Origin of the sequence: Nocardioides sp. Soil796 (assembly GCF_001429525.1) — a bacterium.
Classification (GTDB): Bacteria; Actinomycetota; Actinomycetes; order Propionibacteriales; family Nocardioidaceae; genus Nocardioides.
In genome coordinates this window covers 816,208-833,532 of record NZ_LMSQ01000018.1, presented here as the reverse complement: position 1 = coordinate 833,532, position 17,325 = coordinate 816,208, and the positions used below count along the sequence as shown (strand labels likewise).

Genomic DNA, 17,325 nt, shown 5'->3' with positions numbered 1-17,325 from the left:
TCACCTACCCACCACCCACCCATCAACAGACCATCGATCACTACGTGAAGGGTTGCTCGACATGGCAAAGGAACTGCGATTCAACGAAGACGCTCGGCGACTGCTCGAGTCCGGGGTCAACGCCCTGGCCGACGCGGTCAAGGTGACGCTGGGCCCGAAGGGACGCAACGCCGTCCTGGAGAAGCTCACCGGCCCACCCACGATCACCAACGACGGGGTGACCATCGCCAAGGAGATCCAGCTGCGGGAGCCGTTCGCCAACATGGGCGCCCAGCTGGTCAAGGAAGTCGCGATGAAGACGAACGGGGTGGTCGGTGACGGCACCACGACCGCCACCGTGCTCGCCCAGGCGATGGTCCGTGAGGGGATGGCCGCGGTCACTGCGGGTGCCAACCCGATGCGCGTGCGTCGCGGGATCGAGCGCACCATCCCGGTCCTGATCGAGACCCTGGCCGAGATGGCCGTCGACGTCACCGGGCAGGAGGACCTCGAGCGGATCGCCACCCTGGCGGCCAGCGACGACGAGTCGATCGGCGTCGTGATCGCCGAGGCGGTGGCCCGGGTCGGTCGCAACGGCATCGTCACCACCGAGGAGTCGGAGTCCCTGGGCCTCTCGGTCGACGTGGTCGACGGCATCGAGTTCGACCACGGCTACATCTCCGGCTACATGGTCACCGACCAGGAGAAGATGGAGACGGTCTACCAGAACCCGGTGATCCTGCTGACGAACAAGAAGATCAGCCAGGTCCAGGACATCATGCCGACCCTCGAGCTCGCCAAGCGCGCTGAACGGCCCTTGGTGGTCCTCGCCGAGGACGTCGACGGGCCGGCGTTGCAGCTCCTGGTCGGCGGCAACATGCACAACACCATGCAGTCGGTCGTCGTCCGCGCTCCCGGTTTCGGGCACCGCCGCGTCGCCGAGCTGCAGGACCTCGCGGTGGCTCTGGGCGGTCAGGTGATCGCCAAGGACACCGGGCTCGAGCTGAGCGAGGTCACCGCTGCGCACCTCGGCTCCTGCGATCGGATCACGATCACCGAGAGCGACACCACGATGGTCGGTGGGCACGGTGAGAAGGAGCTGCTCGATGCCCGCATCAAGCAGCTGGAGACCCAGTTCGAGCGGGCCCGGCTCGACGCCGACCAGGACAGCCTGCAGCTGAGGCTCGCCCGGCTGGCCGGCACGGTCGCGGTGATCAAGGTCGGAGGCGCTACCAGCGTCGAGCTCAGGGAGCGGATGCTGCGCGTCGACGACGCCCTGTCCGCGACCCGGGCCGCGCTCGAGGAAGGGGTGGTGGCCGGCGGCGGCGCTGCACTCGTGCACGCCCAGGACGCGGTGTCGCGGGTGGAGCTGACCGGCGACGACGCGGTCGGCCGTGAGGTCGTACGGCGAGCACTGGCCGAGCCGCTGCGCTGGATCTCGATCAACGCCGGCTACGACGGCGACGAGGTGGTCGAGAAGGTGGCCACGTTGCCGCCCGCGCAGGGTTTCAACGCGCTGTCGGGTGAGTACGTCGACATGTTCGTCGACGGTGTCATCGACCCGTTCAAGGTGACCAGGGCCGCGCTGGAGAGTGCCGCCTCGATCGCCGCGCTGCTGATCACCACCGAGACCGCAGTGGTCGAGGAAGTCTTCGGGAACCCGGGAGCGATCATGGCGCCCGGCTTCGGCGACCTGGCCGAGGGCATGGTCCGGCCCTCGAACATCTACTGAGGTGATCGGGCAATGGACAGCGGACTGCTCCTGGTGGCCGTCGGTGCATTGCTCGTGACGAGCCTGCTGCTGCGCAACGCGGCAGCAGGCCACGTCACGCCCGACATGGTGCCCACCTGCCTGGCCGGCCGGCTCCGGCTCAGCAACCGGCTGTCGCCGGTCCTCCTGGTCGCGGCGACGGCCGTGCTGCTCGGTGGCATCGCGCTCATCGTGCTTTCTCAAATTGCGACAGGGGTGTGAAGTGGATCACCCTAGGGTCACGGCATGACGATGGTGTCCACCTCCCACGACCGGTCGGCCGTCGACCGGGGGACCTGCTGCGACCCCGAGCTGGAGCAGGGGTTCGCCGCGTTCCTCTCGGCGGTCTTCGCCCTCGCCGACGTTCGTGAAAGGGCCACCGTCGCGACGATCGCCGTACGCGTCGGCACCTCGAGCGCTGCGGCCAGGGTCACCCTGCGCGGCCTCCACGAGCACGGTCTCGTGGAGGCCGGGGGCAATGGGTGGGTGACCCTGACCGCGCACGGGATGGAGCACGCCAGGGCGGCCCTCGGCGACCCGGAGCCCTACCGGGCCGGCGACAGGGCCCTGGTTCCCTCTGAGGTGCGGCGATGACCCTCGACGAGCTGCCCCGCTCCGGGCGGGCGATGGTGACCGGTCTCGATGCGAAGGGTGCGGCGCGGCGTCGGTTGATGGATCTTGGGGTGTTGCCGGGTGTTGAGGTGACGGCCGAGGGCACCAGTCCTCTGGGTGATCCGACGGCGTACCGGGTCCGGGACACGGTGATCGCGTTGCGTCGGGTGCAGGCCCGTGGCATCCATGTCGTCCTGTGGGGCGAGCGATGAACGTCGATCTGCCGATGCCGAACGAGTCTCCCGGGGCCGCCGGTCCGGCCTGTGGAACCTGCGCCCTGCACGGCGTCGCGAACCTCAAGAGGTTCGGCGTGGCCGCCGACGATGCCGACGTGGTGGTTGCTCTTGCCGGCAACCCGAACACCGGCAAGAGCACGGTCTTCAACGCGTTGACCGGCCTGCGGCAGCACGTGGGCAACTGGCCCGGTACGACGGTCACCCGGGCCGAGGGCTCCTACGGGTTCGGTGAGCGTGGGTTCAAGGTGGTCGACCTGCCCGGCGCCTACTCGCTGCTCTCCACCAGCAGCGACGAGGAGGTGGCACGCGACTTCCTGCTCTTCGGGGACCCCGACGTGACCGTGGTGGTGGTCGATGCGACCCGGCTGGAACGCAACCTCAACCTGGTGCTGCAGATCCTGCAGGTCACCGACCGGGTCGTGGTGGCCCTCAACCTGATGGACGAGGCGAGGCGGCATGGCGTCGAGATCGACGTACGCCACCTGACCCGGGCACTCGGCGTACCGGCGGTGCCGATGGTGGCCCGACGCGGCGAGGGCATGTCGGAGCTGCTGGCCGCGATCGCCGAATCGGCACCCGGACACACATCCGGACACGGCCACGCACCCGGACACGGCCACGCACCCGGACACGCACCCGGGCACGGGCACGGCCATGGATCGGGGCGGCGGTTGCGCAAGCAGAAGTTCGAGCCGGACGTCTCGCGGGCCGTCGACGAGCTGGCCGCCCAACTGCGCGAGGAGTTCCCCGGCATCGCCAACGCGCGCTGGGTGGCGTTGCGGCTGCTCGAGGGCGACCCCGGCATCGAGCGCGCCGTCCAGGACGGCACCCTCGGCGAGCTGGCCCGCCAGCAGACGGGACGGCTGGCCTCATGAGCAGGGATTCAGTCCTCGACAGCGCGGCCCGGTTGCGGCGCACCCTGCCGGAGGACTTCGGTGACGGTGTGGTGACCTCGATCTTCGACGACGCGGCCCGGATCGCACGCGCCAGTGTGACCACTCCTGTGGCCGACGGTGCCGCGCGGCGTCCGGCGTTCGACCAGGTCCTCGACCGGGCGCTGACCCACCGGGTGTGGGGCTTCGTGGTGATGGGGGCACTGTTCTACGCGGTCTTCTGGTTCACCATCGCCGGTGCCGCGGTCCCCTCGGACCTGCTCTACGTGCTGCTCGTCGACCACGGCCACACCTGGCTCCGCGCCGGCTTCGAGGTGGTCGGCTCGCCCTGGTGGGTCACCGGCCTCCTGGTCGACGGGGTGTACCTGGGCACGGCCTGGGTGGTGGCGGTGATGCTGCCACCGATGGCGATCTTCTTCCCGCTCTTCACCCTCCTGGAAGACTTCGGCTACCTGCCCCGCGTGGCGTTCAACCTCGACCGCCTCTTCGCCGGCGCCGGCGCCCACGGCAAGCAGTCCCTCACCATGATGATGGGCTACGGCTGCAACGCCGCCGGCGTGACGGCCACCCGCATCATCGACAGTCCCCGCGAGCGGCTGATCGCGATCATCACCAACAACTTCAGCGTCTGCAACGGCAGATGGCCCACCCTGATCCTGATGGGCACGATCTTCATCGGCTCCCTCGCACCACCCGCCCTCGCCGGGGTCCTCGCCGCCGGGAGCGTGGTCCTCGTCGCCGTACTCGGCATCCTCACCACCCTGGCCGTGTCATGGGTCCTGTCCCGCACCGTGCTGCGGGGCGAGACCTCGGTCTACTCCCTCGAGCTGCCGCCCTACCGGCCACCCCAGGTCTGGCGCACCATCTACACCAGCATGATCGACCGCACCTACAAGGTGCTGCGCCGGGCACTGGTGATGGCCGCCCCGGCCGGTGCGGTGATCTGGCTGCTCGGCAACCTCCACCTCGGCGGCACCACCCTGGCCGCGCACCTCGTGACCGGCCTCGAACCCGTCGGGTGGGTGCTCGGCCTCAACGGGATCATCCTGCTCGCCTACCTGGTCGCCATCCCCGCCAACGAGATCGTCATCCCGACCATCCTGATGCTCACCCTCACCCTCGGCCACACCCCAGGTGCACCCGCCGCCGACGCAGCCGCCGGGGTGATGGTCAACCTCTCCGACACCCAAGCCGGCACCGTGCTGATCGACATCGGAGGCTGGACCCTCCTGACGGCGGTGAACCTGATGCTCTTCTGCCTGCTCCACAACCCCTGCAGCACCACCATGCTCACGATCTGGCGCGAAACGCACTCCCTGAAATGGACAACCCTCGCCACCCTCCTGCCACTGGGGCTGGCCGGCCTGGTCTGCGCCCTCGTCGCCCTCGCCTGGCGGACGTTCTAGCCCAGGCAGAACAACACAGGGCCGCCGTACACCGGCACCACCGCGCCCCTGTCGCCACCTCACACCCCGCCAGCCGGGTGCACACCGTCATGGACAGCGCGTTACATGCGGGAAGGGGCGCGGTGGGCTCACGGGGCACCCGCTCGCGCAGGCCTCAACCCTTGGGCCGGGCGCACTAGGGTTGAGGTGACACGTTCCCCTCCCCGAACGGAGCGACCATGGCCCGCACGATCGCCACCAACACCAAGGTCGACCTCGACGGACTGCTCGAGTTCGTCCGCCCGCGCCACCACATGCTTCTGATCACCCAACGAGCCGACGGGGGCGTGCAGGCCTCGCCGGTGTCCGGCGGCGTCGACGACTCCGGCCGGCTGGTGATCGCCAGCTACCCCGAGCGCGCCAAGACCCGCAACGTGCGACGACGTCCCGACGTCTCCGTGGTGGTGGTCTCCGACGAGTGGAACGGAGCCTGGGTGCAGGTCTCAGGAACGTGCGAGGTCCTCGACGCCACCGAAGGTGACGAAGCCCTGGACGCCTTCGTCGAGTACTTCCGCAACATTGCCGGTGAGCATTCCGACTGGGCCGAATACCGCCAGGCGATGCTCGACCAGGGCAAGTCGCTGCTGCGCATCACGCCCACCACGTGGGGTCCCATCGCGACCGGCGGCTTCCCGACGCGCCTGGCCTGATCGACCAGCAGGGTCCATCGCTGGGGTTGCCGGGTATGATTGTTGAATATTCAACCAAATGGGCGCACAGCCCTGCGAACCGAAGGAGTGGAGCCATGGCCGGCGCAGTGAACGAGAGCGGCACGCCCAAGGCACACCCGGTGGTGACCGTCACCGGACCCCGCACACTGCACGAGTCGAACGAGACGCTCACCCTGCCTGAGCCGGGCCGCGCCATCGTTGACATCACCTACACCGGCGTCTGTGGCACCGACGTCCACGGCTACACCGACGGGCACATGCTGCCCCCGGCCGTGTTCGGCCACGAGTGGACCGGACGCGTGAGCGCCGTCGGAGACGGAGTGACCGGACTCGACGTCGGCCAGCGCGTCGTCGGCGGTGTCGGACCGGCCTGCGGCACCTGCTCCCAGTGCGTCGCCGGACACACGCGCCAGTGCGACACCGCCTTCGCCGAAGCAAATGGCGTCGACCCGGAAGCCCCCGAGCACGGCGCCTTCGCCGGTCAGGTGCATGTCTCGGCCCGCCGGCTCATCCCGGTCCCGGACGAGGTCACCGACATCGAGGCTGCCCTGGTCGAGCCCGCCACCGTCACCTTCCACGCCGTACGCCGGGTCGCCGCGGCCCCCGGCGCCATCGTCGTTGTCCAGGGAGCCGGCCCGATCGGACTGTTGACCGCGCAGAACGCACGCAACGCCGGTGCCGGCCACGTCATCGTCTCCGAGCCCTCGTCCGCGCGTCGCGACATGGCCACCGGTCTCGGATTCACCGATGTGGTGGACCCGAGCGAGCTGAAGGCTCGCGTGGAGGCCATGACCGACGGCCGTGGCGCCGACGTGCTCTACGAATGCACGGGCGTCGCCGCACTACTGCAGCCGTCCGCCGAACTCGTACGCCGCGGCGGCACGCTTGCCCTGCTCGGCTTCCCGCTGGACACCTCGACGGTGAGCTACGGCGACTGGCAGGTCCGCGAGCTGACCGTCATCGGCTCCCTGGCCTACAACCACGACGATTTCGTCGCGACCATCCGGTTGATCGCCGAGAAGAGGATCGACGTTGCCCCGCTGCACACCGGCACCGTCAGCCTGTCCGAACTCGGCGACCTCCTCGAGGAGCTCGACTCGGGCAAGAGCAGTCACACCAAGGTGCTGGTGAACCCGCACGCGTGATGAGGGCCGCCGCGAACGTCGTCCTTCCACTCCGTCCCCACCATCAATGGCGATGAGCTGGATCGGGGGGTCCGAGTAGGGCTGACGGCCTTCGTCTCAACTTGAGACCGGTGGAGCCGGCACAAGAGTGAATCGTGTGGGCCATGGTGAGCTACCGCTTCCTCGACGCCCTCGGCCAGGTCGTGGCCGAGGGCGACCATCCAGACCACGCCGCAGCTCTCGAGTGGGCCCGCATCGAGGAAGAGACCGCGGACGGCGTCAACCGTGTGGAGTACTTCGGACCTGACAAGCACTGGCGTTGGGCCGGTCCACTGCAGGCCTGATCCTTTCGCTGGGGGCGTTGCGTCCCCGAGCAGGCAGAACCTGTCGCGAACTACGGCAGTTCGCTCGTGCGGCGTCCGCGGTTCCGCTCGAGCGACCGCACGAGAGGCGCCAACTGCCGCAGTTCGAGACACGGAGCCGTGCGGCGGACTCGGCCTCGGATCAGCTGATCGCGCTGGCCAACCTACCGGCGATGAGGTCGACGGCCTCGGCGACGATCCGGCTGACCAGGGCGTCGACGGTGGGGATGTCGTCGATCAGGCCCTGGCACATGCCGACGCTCCAGATGCCGGCCTCGGGGTCGCCGTTCTCGTAGACCGACCGACCGCGTACGCCGGCCACCAGCTCGCGCACCTCGGCGAACTCCGCGCCGGCGTCGAGTCGGCGTACGACCTCCTGGCTGACCGCGTTGCGGGCCACCCGGGCGGTGTTGCGCAGCGGCCGGAAGATCAGCTCGGTGTCGTGCTCGGTGGCAGCGACGATCTGCTCCTTGATCCGGCGGTGCACCGGCGCCTCCTCGGTGCACAGGAAGCGGGTGCCCATGTTGACGCCGTCGGCGCCCAGCGCCAGTGCGGCGACCAGGCCGCGGGCGTCGGCGAAGCCGCCCGAGGCGACCACGGGGATCGAGAGCGCCCGGGTGGCGCGGGGGATCAGCACGAGTCCCGGGATGTCGTCCTCGCCGGGGTGGCCGGCGCACTCGAAGCCGTCAATGCTGACCGCGTCGACGCCCAGGGCCTCGGCCTTGAGCGCGTGCCGGACGCTCGTGCACTTGTGGATCACCTTCACGCCGGCCGGCCGGAACACCTCGAGGTGCTCGGCGGGCATGCTGCCGGCGGTCTCGACGATGCGTACGCCGGACTCGATGATCGCCTGCCGGTACTCGGCGTACGGCGGCGGGTTGATCGTCGGCAAGATGGTCAGGTTCACGCCGAACGGCTGGTCGGTGAGGTCGCGGGTGCGGAGGATCTCCTTGACCAGGTCCTCGGGCGTGGGCTGGGTCAGCGCGGTGAGGAAGCCCAGTGCTCCCGACTCGGCCACGGCGGCGACGAGCCCGGCGCGGCCGACCCACTGCATGCCGCCCTGGATGACCGGGTGCTCGACACCGAAGAGCTCGGTGAACCTGGTGCGCAGGCGGGGCGCCGGTGCCGTCATGACAACACCTCGACCGAGACGGGGGACGCGGCAGCGCCCGCGAAGTCCGCGGGACGGCGCTCGAAGAAGGCGGCGCGGCCCTCGGCGAACTCAGGGGTTGAGAAGAGACTCATCTGCACCTCAGCCTCCGCGGTCAGGATGCCCTCGAGGGTCTGGTCGGGCTGGGCGAGGATGCGGCGTACGCCGGCGAGCGCCGGTGCGGACTTCGTGGCGAGCTCGCCGGCCAGGACGAGCGCCCTGTCGAGGGCAGTGCCATCGTCGACCAGCTCGTCGACCAGGCCGCAGGCAAGGGCGGCGGGAGCATCGAGGGTGCAGGCGGTCAGCACCATCCGTCGGGTCAGCGCCGGCCCCACCCGCTGGGGGAGCGACCAGAGCAGGCCGGTGTCGGGGGCCAGCCCGATCTTCGCGAACGACGCGGCGAACCGGGCCGACTCGGAGGCGACCACGAGGTCGCAGGCGCAGGCCAGGGCCAGGCCGAGGCCGAAGGCACCGCCCTCGACGGCCGCGACGATCGGTGTCGCCGAGGTGACCATCTGTCGGGCGATCGCGTTGACCAGCTCGAGTCGGCGGCGGCTGATCTCCGGGTCCGTCGTCATCGAGCCGATGTCACCGCCGGAGCAGAACATCGGGGCGGCACCGGTGAGCACGATCGCGCGTGACTCCCGCTCCGCGAGCACGAGCGCGTCGAGCAGCGTGGCACGGTCGTCGAGGTCGACGGCGTTGCGGCGCTCGGGGCGGTTGAGGGTCAGGACGCGGACCGGGCCGTGGTCCTCGACCAGGAGGCCAGGGCTGGTGGGGGCGCTCATGCCTCGAAGGCCCGGATCATCTGCTTGGCGATGATCAGCTTCTGGATCTCGCTGGTGCCCTCGTAGAGCCGGAACAGGCGGGCGTCACGGTAGAACCGCGACACCGGGACCTCGCTCATGTAGCCCATGCCGCCGTGGATCTGGACGGCCCGGTCGGCGACCCGGTCGACCATCTCGGTGCAGAACAGCTTCGCGCTCGACGGTGCGATGCGCCGGTCGGACTCGTCGTCGTAGCGGCGGGCCGCCTCGAGCACCATGCACTCGCCGGCGAACGACTCGGCCTCGCTGTCGGCGAGCATCGCCTGCACCAGCTGGAAGTCGGCCAGCTTCGTGCCGCCCTGGGTGTTGGTGGTGGCGTGCTTGAGGCTCTCGTGGATCAGGCGCTTGGAGAGGCCGACCGACATCGCGGCGATGTGGATCCGGCCCTTGACCAGCGACCGCATGGCGGTGCCGAAGCCCTCGCCCTCGACCTCGCCGACCAGGTTGCCGACCGGCACGCGCGCGTTGTCGAAGAACACCTCGGAGGTGGCCGCGCCGCGCTGGCCCATCTTGGCGTCCTTCGGCCCGACGGTGACGCCCGGTGTGTCAGTGGGTACGACGAACACCGAGATGCCCTTCGTGCCGTCAGTGACGTCACCGGTGCGTGCGAAGACCATCAGCAGGTCGGCGTACATCGCGTTGGTGATGAAGCGCTTCTGGCCGGAGATGACGTAGTCGTCGCCCTCGCGGACCGCCTTGGTGCGCAGGCCGCTCGGGTCGGAGCCGGCCTCGGGCTCGGTGAGCGCGAACGACGCCACCAGGTCGCCGCTGGCCAACCCGGGCAGCCAGCGCTTCTTCTGGGCCTCGGTGCCGGCGTTGACCAGGACCTGCCCGGCGATGCCGTTGTTGGTGCCGAACATCGACCGGAAGCTCGGCGTGGTCCAGCCGAACTCCATCGCCAGCCGCACGTCCTCGAGCTCCGACATGCCCAGGCCGCCGTACTCGGTGGGAATCATGTAGCCGAACAGCCCCATCGCCTTGGCCTTGTCGCGCAGGCGGTCGGGGATCCGGTCGCTCTCCTCGATCTCGTCCTCGGCCGCGACCACGTCCTTGCGGATGAAGGTGCGGACGGCGTCGAGGACGAAGGCGAATTCGTCGGGTTCCATGGGGGCTCCTGGGGGCTCGTTCGGTGGAGGTCGTGAGGGGAGTGGCAGTCAGGCGAGGCCGATGACGCCGGTGGCGGCGAGCTTGGCGATGGCGACGTCGTCACGGCCGAGCTCGGTGAGCACGGCGGCCGTGTGCTCGCCCAACGCCGGGATCGGACCCATCGGCAGCTCGACGTCGCGGAACGTGGTCGGCGGCAGGACCGCGTCGACCGGGCCGGACGGCGTCTCGACCGTGCGCCAGCGGTCGCGCTCGGAGAGCTGCGGGTGCTTGGCGAGGCCGGCCATGTCGTTGACCTGGGCGGCTGCGACGCCGGCCTCGGCCAGGCGCCGGTCGAGCTCTGCGGTGGTGAAGCCGCGGGTCGCCTTGCCGACGATCCGGTCGACCTCGGCGCGGTTCGCGACGCGCTGCGGGTTCGTGGCGTAGTCGGGGTGCTCGGCGAGCTCGGGCAGCTCGAGGACGTGGGTGACCAGCGCGCGCCAGCCGCGGTCGTTCTGCACGCCGATCAGGATCTGGCCGTCGGAGCTGGGGTAGGCGTCGTACGGCGCGATCGAGGCGTGGCTGAGTCCCATGCGCGGGATCTGCACGCCGCCGTAGAGGTGCATGTAGAGCGGGTGGCCCAACCACTCGACGGTGGCGTCGAACATCGAGATGTCGACCACGCCGCCCTTGCCGGTGCGCTCGCGACGGAACAGCGCGCCGAGCACGGCCTGCGCGGTGTAGAGGCCGGCGGCGATGTCGGAGCTGGGCACGCCGGTCTTGGTCGCGGTGTCGGGAGTGCCGGTCACGGAGACCAGGCCCGACTCGGCCTGGATCAGCATGTCGTAGGCCTTGCGGTCACGCAGGGGTCCGTCGGTGCCGTAGCCGGATATGGAGGCCACGACCAGGCGCGGGTTCTCGTCGGCCAGCTCCTGGAGGTCGAGACCTAGGCGCGCTGCGGCGCCCGGGGCGTTGTTCTGCACGAACACGTCGGCACCGGCGATCAGCTCGCGGGCCAGGGCGAGACCGTCGGGGTCCTTGAGGTCGAGCGCGACCGACTCCTTGCCGCGGTTGAGCCACACGAAGTGCGAGGCCAGGCCGTTGACTGCGGTGTCGTACTGGCGGGCGAAGTCACCCTCACCGATGCGCTCGAGCTTGATCACCCGGGCGCCGAGGTCGGCGAGGTGCCGGGTGGCGAGGGGCGCGGCGACGGCCTGTTCGAGGGCCACCACGGTGATGCCGTCGAGCGGCAGGAGCGGTGAGGTCATGCCCTCAGCATCGCCGAGGAGTCTATTGCGCGTCCAATACCCAATCGGTGGACAATCATTGCTTCTGACGCAATAGTTGGCGGATGGAACTGCACCACCTCGAGGCCTTTCTCGCGGTCGCGGACGAGCTGCACTTCGGCCGGGCCGCCGACCGGTTGCACATGGCCCAGCCGCCGCTGAGCCGCATGATCAAGCAGCTGGAGCGTGAGCTGGGGTCGCCGCTGTTCGAGCGCACCACCCGCAGCGTGCGCCTGACCACCGCCGGCGAGGCGCTGGTGCGCCCGGCCAACGACGTGCTCGAGGGAGTGCGGGTGGCCAAGCGCGCCGTACGCTCGGCCGGCCGTGGCGAGACCGGCCGGGTCCGCCTCGGCTTCGCGGGCCCGTCGTCGCACGTGCTGGTCGGCCAGCTGGGCCGGGTCGTGCGCGAGCAGCACCCGGGCATCGAGCTCTCGCTGCGGAGCACCACCTACAACTACGAGGCCCTGCGCTCCCTGGTCGACGGCGAGCTCGATCTCGTGATCGCGCGCTGGCGCATCGAGCCCGAAGGTGTGGACTACCGCCCGATCGCGGCCGAGCGCTACGTGATCGTCGTCCCGCACGGACACCGCTTCGCCTCACGCAAACGGCTTTCCATGGCCGACCTGCGCGACGAGCAGTTCGTCGCCCTGCCCGCCGACCCCGGATCCAGCGTGCGCGACGGCATGTTCGACCTGGCCAAGGCGGCTGGCTTCCAGCCCAACGTCGTGCAGACCGCACCCGACTCGTGGACCGTGATCGCGCTCGTGGCGGCCGGTGTCGGCATCACCTTCACCCTCGACACGGCGGTCGCCAACGTCGTCCAGCGCGGCATCGGTGTGATCCCGCTCCAGGAGGGCAACCGGGCGTCGTACCAACAGCTGGTCTGGCGCAAGGGCGACCGCAACCCGGCCCTGCTCGCGGTGCTGCGCTCCTCGGAGGAGGCGCTGCCTACGCCCGAGGGTGCGGAGCGGTCCTGAGCTGGGTTGTCGCTCAGCGTGGCCCCGGAGCGGTGGTGACGCCGATCCTCAGCTGTTCCGTGTCGGCACTGCTGGCGCGGTCCACGAGGCGAGCAGTGCGAGCGCCTCTGCGGTTCGCGAGGCCGGTTCGGCGGCGTACAAGGTGAGCGTGAGGCCGGGTTCGGAGACCATGTCGACGCTCTCGTAGGCCAGATCGAGATCTCCGACGACCGTGTGGTGGAACTGCTTGGTTCCGGAACCGTGCAGACGTACGTCGTGGCTGCTCCATCGTCGCCGGAAGTCGTCACTGCAGGTGGAGAGCTCGCCGACCAGGTCGTGCATCTGCTTGTCATGGGGGTCCCGACCTGCCTCGGTGCGCAGGATCGAGACGCACGTGTCAGCGGCCGTGTCCCAGTCGGGATAGAACCGTCGGGAGTCCTCGTCGAGGAACGTGTAGCGGGCAAAGTTGGGGACCTCGGTCCCGGCCCGTTCGTAGAGCGAGGCGTGCATCGCGCGGCCGAGTTCGTTGGATGCGAGCAGATCCATCCGCCCGTTGCGGACGATCGCCGGACCGTTCGCGAAGGCGTCCAACACCCACTGGAGCGTGGGCGGTGCCGTCCAGGCACGCTTGGCACGCCGACGGGGGCGCAGGATCGCGCTGGTGCCGTCGGCAGCCTGCGCGAGGTGGAAGAGGTGAGCGCGCTCGGCCTCCTCAAGCTTCAGCGCCCGCGAGATCGCGTCGAGCACCGAGGCGCTGACGCCGGCCAGGGCGCCGCGTTCGAGCTTGGAGTAGTACTCGATGCTGACCCCCGCCAGGGCAGCCACTTCGCCGCGGCGCAAGCCGGGGACTCGCCGCTGACCCACGTCGGGCATGCCCACGTCGCGAGGTGTCAGCTTTGCTCGCCTGCTGGTGAGGAACTCACGCACCTCGGCTCGGTTGTCCATGCCGCCAACGGTACGGCGGCTGGCGGCCTCGTGGGGTGCCCTGTCGGTACACCTTCCGACCGTGACTTCCTCGGCGTCCGCCGATCAGGTGACATGGATGCAACAGACCCGCTGACCCGAGAGGAACCGCTCCGTGACTTGCCAGACCACCACGTCCGACCGCGTGGCGGAGGCGTCCACCGACGACGGGGACCGGCTTCCCCTGGCGGCCCTGTTGGTGATGGCACTGATGGGATTCCTGCTCATCGCGACCGAGACCATGCCTGCGGGCCTGTTGCCGCAGATCGCTGTGGGGCTGAGCGTCAGTGAGGGAGTCGCGGGGCAGTTCGTGAGCGCCTTTGCCTTGGGCACGGTGATCGCCGCGATCCCCGCGGTTGCGTTGACCCGGGGGATGCGCCGCAAGCCGGTCTTCATCGTGGGCATCCTCGGGATCCTTGCCGCCAACGTCGTGACTGCGCTCTCCAGTGAGATCGCCCTCTCCCTCGCCGCACGGTTCGTGGGTGGGGCGTTCGCCGGCCTGGTCTGGGGGATGACCGCCGGGTACGCACGACGCATCACCGCACCCCGGTACACCGGCAGGGCACTGGCGATCGCCTCGATCGGAGTGCCGCTGGGCCTGGCCGTCGGAACACCCTTCGGTTCGTGGCTCGGCGCGACATCCGACTGGCGCTGGTCCTTCGGAACCCTGGCGGTCCTGACGCTGATCACCGCGGTTCTGGCCGCACTCCTGATCCCCGACGCACCCGGCCAGGCCGCAACCACGCAGATCGCGCTGGTCCGGGTGCTGCACCTTCCCGGTGTCGCGGTGATCCTCGCCGTGATCGTGGCGTGGATGCTCGCGCACAACATCGTCTACACCTACATCTCGGCCTATCTCAGCTCGGGCGGAATCGACCTCTCCGTCGACGTCGCGCTGGTCACCTTCGGCGTCGCGGCCCTGCTCGGCATCGGCGTCACCGGCGCCGTCATCGATCACACGTTGCGGCCCTTGGTCCTGACCAGCATCGCTCTGTTCATCGCCGCCGGCGCACTCTTCATCGTCGGCCACCACTCCGTCGTCGCAGTCCTGATGGCGATCGTCCTGTGGGGGCTGGCCTTCGGTGGCGCGGCAGCCCAACTGCAGACGGCCATCAGCATCGCCAGTGGCGACAACGCCGATGTCGCGAACTCCATGCTCGGCGTCGCCTTCAACCTGGCCATCTTCGCCGCCGGCGTGGTCGGCGCCGTCGTCATCGGCAACTTCGACGGCTTCGCCCTCCCGATCGTCATGGTCGTGCTCGCCCTGACTGCCCTGACGCTGGCGTTCCTCGGACGCCGTACGGCGTTCCCCATGAAGCCGTGAGTCACCGGCCATGCCCGATTCCCACTCCACCCCACAGACCCTTTGAACACCGAACAGGAGAACCCATGGTGACCGTCAACGCCTATGCCGCTCGATCCGCCACTGGCGGCCTCGTGCCCACCACCATCGAGCGCCGAGACCTCGGCCCGTACGACGTGCTGATCGAGGTGAAGTACGCCGGCATCTGCCACTCCGACATCCACACGGTCCGCGGAGACTGGGGTCCCCAGCCCTACCCGCTGGTGCCGGGCCATGAGATCGCCGGCATCGTCACCGAGGTCGGCTCGGCCGTCACCGCGCATGCTGTCGGTGACCGAGTGGGAGTGGGTTGCATGGTGAACTCCTGCGGCGAATGCGCCAACTGTCGAGCCGGGGAGGAGCAGTACTGCCTGGCCGGGAACACCGGCACCTACGGCATCGTCGACCGTGACGGGACCATCACCCAGGGCGGCTACTCCACGCACGTGGTGGTGACGGAGAAGTTCGTTCTCCGCATCCCCGACGGCCTTGACCTGGACGTCGCAGCCCCGCTGCTGTGCGCGGGCATCACCACCTACTCCCCGCTGCGCCACTGGGGCGCCGGACCCGGCAAGAAGGTCGCGATCGTGGGGCTCGGAGGCCTCGGCCACATGGGCGTCCAGCTCGCCCACGCCATGGGCGCCGAGGTCACCGTCCTGTCCCAGTCGCTGAAGAAGCAGGAGGACGGCCTCCGCCTGGGAGCCGACCATTACCACGCCACCAGCGACGAGGACACGTTCACCGACCTGGCCGGCAGCTTCGACCTGATCGTCAACACCGTCAGCGCCTCCATCGACATCAACGCCTACCTGCAACTCCTTGCCCTCGACGGTGCCCTCGTCAACGTCGGAGCGCCCGCACAACCGCTCCCTGTGCAGGCGTTCTCCTTGATCATGGGCCGCCGTTCCTTCGCCGGTTCCATGATCGGCGGCATCCGCGAGACCCAGGAGATGCTCGACTTCTGCGCCGAGCACGGCCTCGGCGCAGAGATCGAGGTCATCCCCGCCAGCGAGATCAACGACGCCTACCAGCGAGTCCTCGACTCCGACGTTCGCTACCGCTTCGTCATCGATGCGGCAACGTTCTGAGATGGCCGTCGTTCGGCGAGGGCTGTTCACGGCTGCACTGTTGGTGGCCCTCGGTGTCGTCACTGGATGCAGGTCATCGGACGGCGATGCATCGTCCGGTGCGACGCCTTCCTCGGTCTCCGTGACCTCTTCAACAGGCCCGAGGCCCGACCTCAGCACAGGCGCTCGAGACGCCGCGGTCGTGGGGACGGTCATCCGCTTCACCTCGGAAGACACCTCGGTCGATGTCACCATCAGCGAGGACAACCCCACCGTCCGCGATCTTCTCTCGAGGCTCCCTCTCGCCCTGACGCTCGAGGAGTTCGAGGGGAAGGAGAAGGTCGGCCGCCTGTCCCCGGAGCTCGACACCGAGGGCTCGCCCGGCTCCGACCCGGGGAACGGCGACCTCATCTGCTTTGCCCCGTGGGGGAGCCTGGGCTTCTTCTACAACGCTGATTGCGTCGGATACTCCGACCAGACCATCCCCCTGGGCACCTTCGATGCTTCGGTCGAACAGTTGGCCCGACTCGAACGCGCCGAGGTCACCGTCGAGGTCGTCGACTGATTCCGGCCCCTCTACTGCGTCGGTGTTGAGACGGTCTTGACCAGGCCCAGCTGGGTGGCGGTGAGCACGTGCCGGCCCCGGTCGTCGAAGAGCTCCCCGACGCCGTACGCGCGGCCATGGGCGACCGCGCCGACCCGGGAGTCGAACTGGTGCCAGGTCGACAGGTCGGGCTCGCGGTGGAAGGTCAGCCCGTGGGTCAGGCTGAGGATGCGTGACCCGGGCGCGTGCCGGGCGGCGCCGAGTGCACGGAAGGCCGGCTCCAGCAGGCTCATGTCAGTGACGTACGCCGCCACGCCGGCACGCAGCACCGGGTCCTCGGGCAGTGGGTCGGTGCTGCGGACGTGCGCCGTCTGGCGGTCGGTCGTCGGCTCCGGTGCGACGTACGGCGGGGGCTCGACGTGCCGGAAGTGCACCGGACGGCGGATCCGCCACCACGAGGGGATGCGCGGGTCGTCGGGGTAGCGCTCGGCCAGCTCGGCCAGGGCCTCGGGGCCGGGCACGTCGGCCGGCGCCACCGCCGAGAAGGACGGCAGGTCCTCGCGGGTGGTCGCCCAGCGGGTGGTGGCGGTGAACAGCTCGGCGCCGTCGTCGGCGACCAGCGTGCTGCGTCGCGTGCTGAGCGAGTTGGCGTCGGTCAGGAGGTCGACCCGCCAGGTCATCGGCCGGTCGGTGGGCGCGCCCTCGAGGAAGTCGGCCTGCAGGCTGATCGCCCGCTGGGTGGTCGGCGCCGTGCGCCCGGCAGCCACCAGGGCCTGGGCCAGCAGCAGGCCTCCGAACATGCGGTCCTCGGGGTGCGCCTGGGGCTGGCCCCGCCAGGTGACCGTGCGGTCGGTCGACCCGAGCCGCTCGAGATCGAGCAGCCCGAGAAGGTCCTGCAGGGTCACGGCAGGTGCGGTGACGGGGTCGGTGAGGGTGTCGTCCACGGCATCCATGATGCAGCGGTTTGGAACCGCCTGCGATATCTGTCTCACGTTTTTCATGTCGGATCAGGTATCAATGGGCCACCCAAGAAGT

Annotated in this window: 19 protein-coding genes; 13 read left to right on the top strand and 6 right to left on the bottom strand. The window is 69.6% G+C overall.

What is annotated here, in order from left to right:
- Nucleotides 1-61: 61 nt before the first annotated feature.
- The 9 genes from groL to ASH02_RS15335 all read left to right on the top strand — a co-directional run bounded on the left by groL (nt 62) and on the right by ASH02_RS15335 (nt 7,054).
- The gene (gene groL / locus ASH02_RS15375) at nt 62-1,711 is read left to right on the top strand and encodes a chaperonin GroEL (protein ID WP_056688936.1); all 1,650 of its coding nucleotides are present in this window, start codon (nt 62-64) and stop codon (nt 1,709-1,711) included.
- 12 nt (nt 1,712-1,723) lie between these two features.
- Entirely contained in the window at nt 1,724-1,951 is a 228-nt protein-coding gene (locus ASH02_RS15370; RefSeq protein WP_056688537.1) for a hypothetical protein, read from the top strand.
- Nucleotides 1,952-1,975: 24 nt separating this feature from the next.
- Entirely contained in the window at nt 1,976-2,323 is a 348-nt protein-coding gene (locus ASH02_RS15365; RefSeq protein WP_057295023.1) for a hypothetical protein, read from the top strand.
- Complete coding sequence (locus tag ASH02_RS15360; RefSeq protein WP_057295022.1) at nt 2,320-2,553, top strand: FeoA family protein; 234 nt, start codon at nt 2,320-2,322, stop codon at nt 2,551-2,553. The genes ASH02_RS15365 and ASH02_RS15360 overlap by 4 nt, the downstream gene beginning before the upstream one ends.
- Nucleotides 2,550-3,452 carry a FeoB small GTPase domain-containing protein gene (locus ASH02_RS26135; RefSeq protein ID WP_200959158.1) on the top strand — a complete coding sequence of 301 codons (903 nt, stop codon included), beginning with the start codon at nt 2,550-2,552 and terminating at the stop codon, nt 3,450-3,452. Before ASH02_RS15360 ends, ASH02_RS26135 begins: the two co-directional genes overlap by 4 nt.
- The gene (locus ASH02_RS26130; protein WP_057295021.1) at nt 3,449-4,876 is read left to right on the top strand and encodes a nucleoside recognition domain-containing protein; all 1,428 of its coding nucleotides are present in this window, start codon (nt 3,449-3,451) and stop codon (nt 4,874-4,876) included. Before ASH02_RS26135 ends, ASH02_RS26130 begins: the two co-directional genes overlap by 4 nt.
- A 218-nt stretch (nt 4,877-5,094) precedes the next feature.
- On the top strand, nt 5,095-5,565 hold the full coding sequence (locus ASH02_RS15345; RefSeq protein ID WP_056688526.1) for a TIGR03618 family F420-dependent PPOX class oxidoreductase: 471 nt from the start codon (nt 5,095-5,097) through the stop codon (nt 5,563-5,565).
- Nucleotides 5,566-5,660: 95 nt separating this feature from the next.
- Entirely contained in the window at nt 5,661-6,731 is a 1,071-nt protein-coding gene (locus ASH02_RS15340) for a zinc-dependent alcohol dehydrogenase (RefSeq protein ID WP_057295020.1), read from the top strand.
- 143 nt (nt 6,732-6,874) lie between these two features.
- Complete coding sequence (locus tag ASH02_RS15335) at nt 6,875-7,054, top strand: hypothetical protein (protein ID WP_056688520.1); 180 nt, start codon at nt 6,875-6,877, stop codon at nt 7,052-7,054.
- A 160-nt stretch (nt 7,055-7,214) separates the two neighbouring features.
- On the opposite strand, the gene ASH02_RS15330 is transcribed toward ASH02_RS15335, so the two are convergent.
- Genes ASH02_RS15330 through ASH02_RS15315 form a run of 4 tightly spaced genes read right to left on the bottom strand, consistent with a single transcriptional unit; the run spans nt 7,215 to nt 11,400 of the window.
- A complete protein-coding gene (locus tag ASH02_RS15330) occupies nt 7,215-8,204 on the bottom strand; it encodes an NAD(P)H-dependent flavin oxidoreductase (protein ID WP_057295019.1) in 990 nt (329 codons plus the stop codon).
- Nucleotides 8,201-9,010 (bottom strand): enoyl-CoA hydratase/isomerase family protein, encoded by an 810-nt coding sequence (locus ASH02_RS15325; RefSeq protein WP_057295018.1) that lies wholly within the window; start codon nt 9,008-9,010, stop codon nt 8,201-8,203. The genes ASH02_RS15330 and ASH02_RS15325 overlap by 4 nt, the downstream gene beginning before the upstream one ends.
- Entirely contained in the window at nt 9,007-10,155 is a 1,149-nt protein-coding gene (locus tag ASH02_RS15320) for an acyl-CoA dehydrogenase family protein (protein WP_057295017.1), read from the bottom strand. Before ASH02_RS15320 ends, ASH02_RS15325 begins: the two co-directional genes overlap by 4 nt.
- Before the next feature lie 48 nt (nt 10,156-10,203).
- Nucleotides 10,204-11,400 (bottom strand): CaiB/BaiF CoA transferase family protein, encoded by a 1,197-nt coding sequence (locus ASH02_RS15315; RefSeq protein ID WP_056688509.1) that lies wholly within the window; start codon nt 11,398-11,400, stop codon nt 10,204-10,206.
- 83 nt (nt 11,401-11,483) lie between these two features.
- On the opposite strand from ASH02_RS15315, the gene ASH02_RS15310 reads away from it, so the two are divergent.
- The gene (locus ASH02_RS15310; protein ID WP_056688506.1) at nt 11,484-12,395 is read left to right on the top strand and encodes a LysR family transcriptional regulator; all 912 of its coding nucleotides are present in this window, start codon (nt 11,484-11,486) and stop codon (nt 12,393-12,395) included.
- A gap of 48 nt (nt 12,396-12,443) precedes the next feature.
- On the opposite strand, the gene ASH02_RS15305 is transcribed toward ASH02_RS15310, so the two are convergent.
- Nucleotides 12,444-13,319, bottom strand: coding sequence for a helix-turn-helix transcriptional regulator (locus tag ASH02_RS15305; RefSeq protein WP_056890227.1), 876 nt, complete (start codon nt 13,317-13,319; stop codon nt 12,444-12,446).
- 133 nt (nt 13,320-13,452) lie between these two features.
- On the opposite strand from ASH02_RS15305, the gene ASH02_RS15300 reads away from it, so the two are divergent.
- The 3 genes from ASH02_RS15300 to ASH02_RS15290 all read left to right on the top strand — a co-directional run bounded on the left by ASH02_RS15300 (nt 13,453) and on the right by ASH02_RS15290 (nt 16,311).
- Nucleotides 13,453-14,661, top strand: coding sequence for an MFS transporter (locus ASH02_RS15300; protein WP_200959156.1), 1,209 nt, complete (start codon nt 13,453-13,455; stop codon nt 14,659-14,661).
- Between the two features lie 65 nt (nt 14,662-14,726).
- Nucleotides 14,727-15,767 (top strand): NAD(P)-dependent alcohol dehydrogenase, encoded by a 1,041-nt coding sequence (locus ASH02_RS15295; RefSeq protein WP_057295016.1) that lies wholly within the window; start codon nt 14,727-14,729, stop codon nt 15,765-15,767.
- Between the two features lie 181 nt (nt 15,768-15,948).
- Nucleotides 15,949-16,311 carry a cyclophilin-like fold protein gene (locus ASH02_RS15290; RefSeq protein ID WP_200951245.1) on the top strand — a complete coding sequence of 121 codons (363 nt, stop codon included), beginning with the start codon at nt 15,949-15,951 and terminating at the stop codon, nt 16,309-16,311.
- A gap of 11 nt (nt 16,312-16,322) precedes the next feature.
- Here ASH02_RS15290 and ASH02_RS15285 read toward each other — a convergent pair whose 3' ends face one another.
- A complete protein-coding gene (locus ASH02_RS15285) occupies nt 16,323-17,234 on the bottom strand; it encodes an acyl-CoA thioesterase (RefSeq protein WP_200959154.1) in 912 nt (303 codons plus the stop codon).
- Nucleotides 17,235-17,325 lie beyond the last annotated feature (91 nt).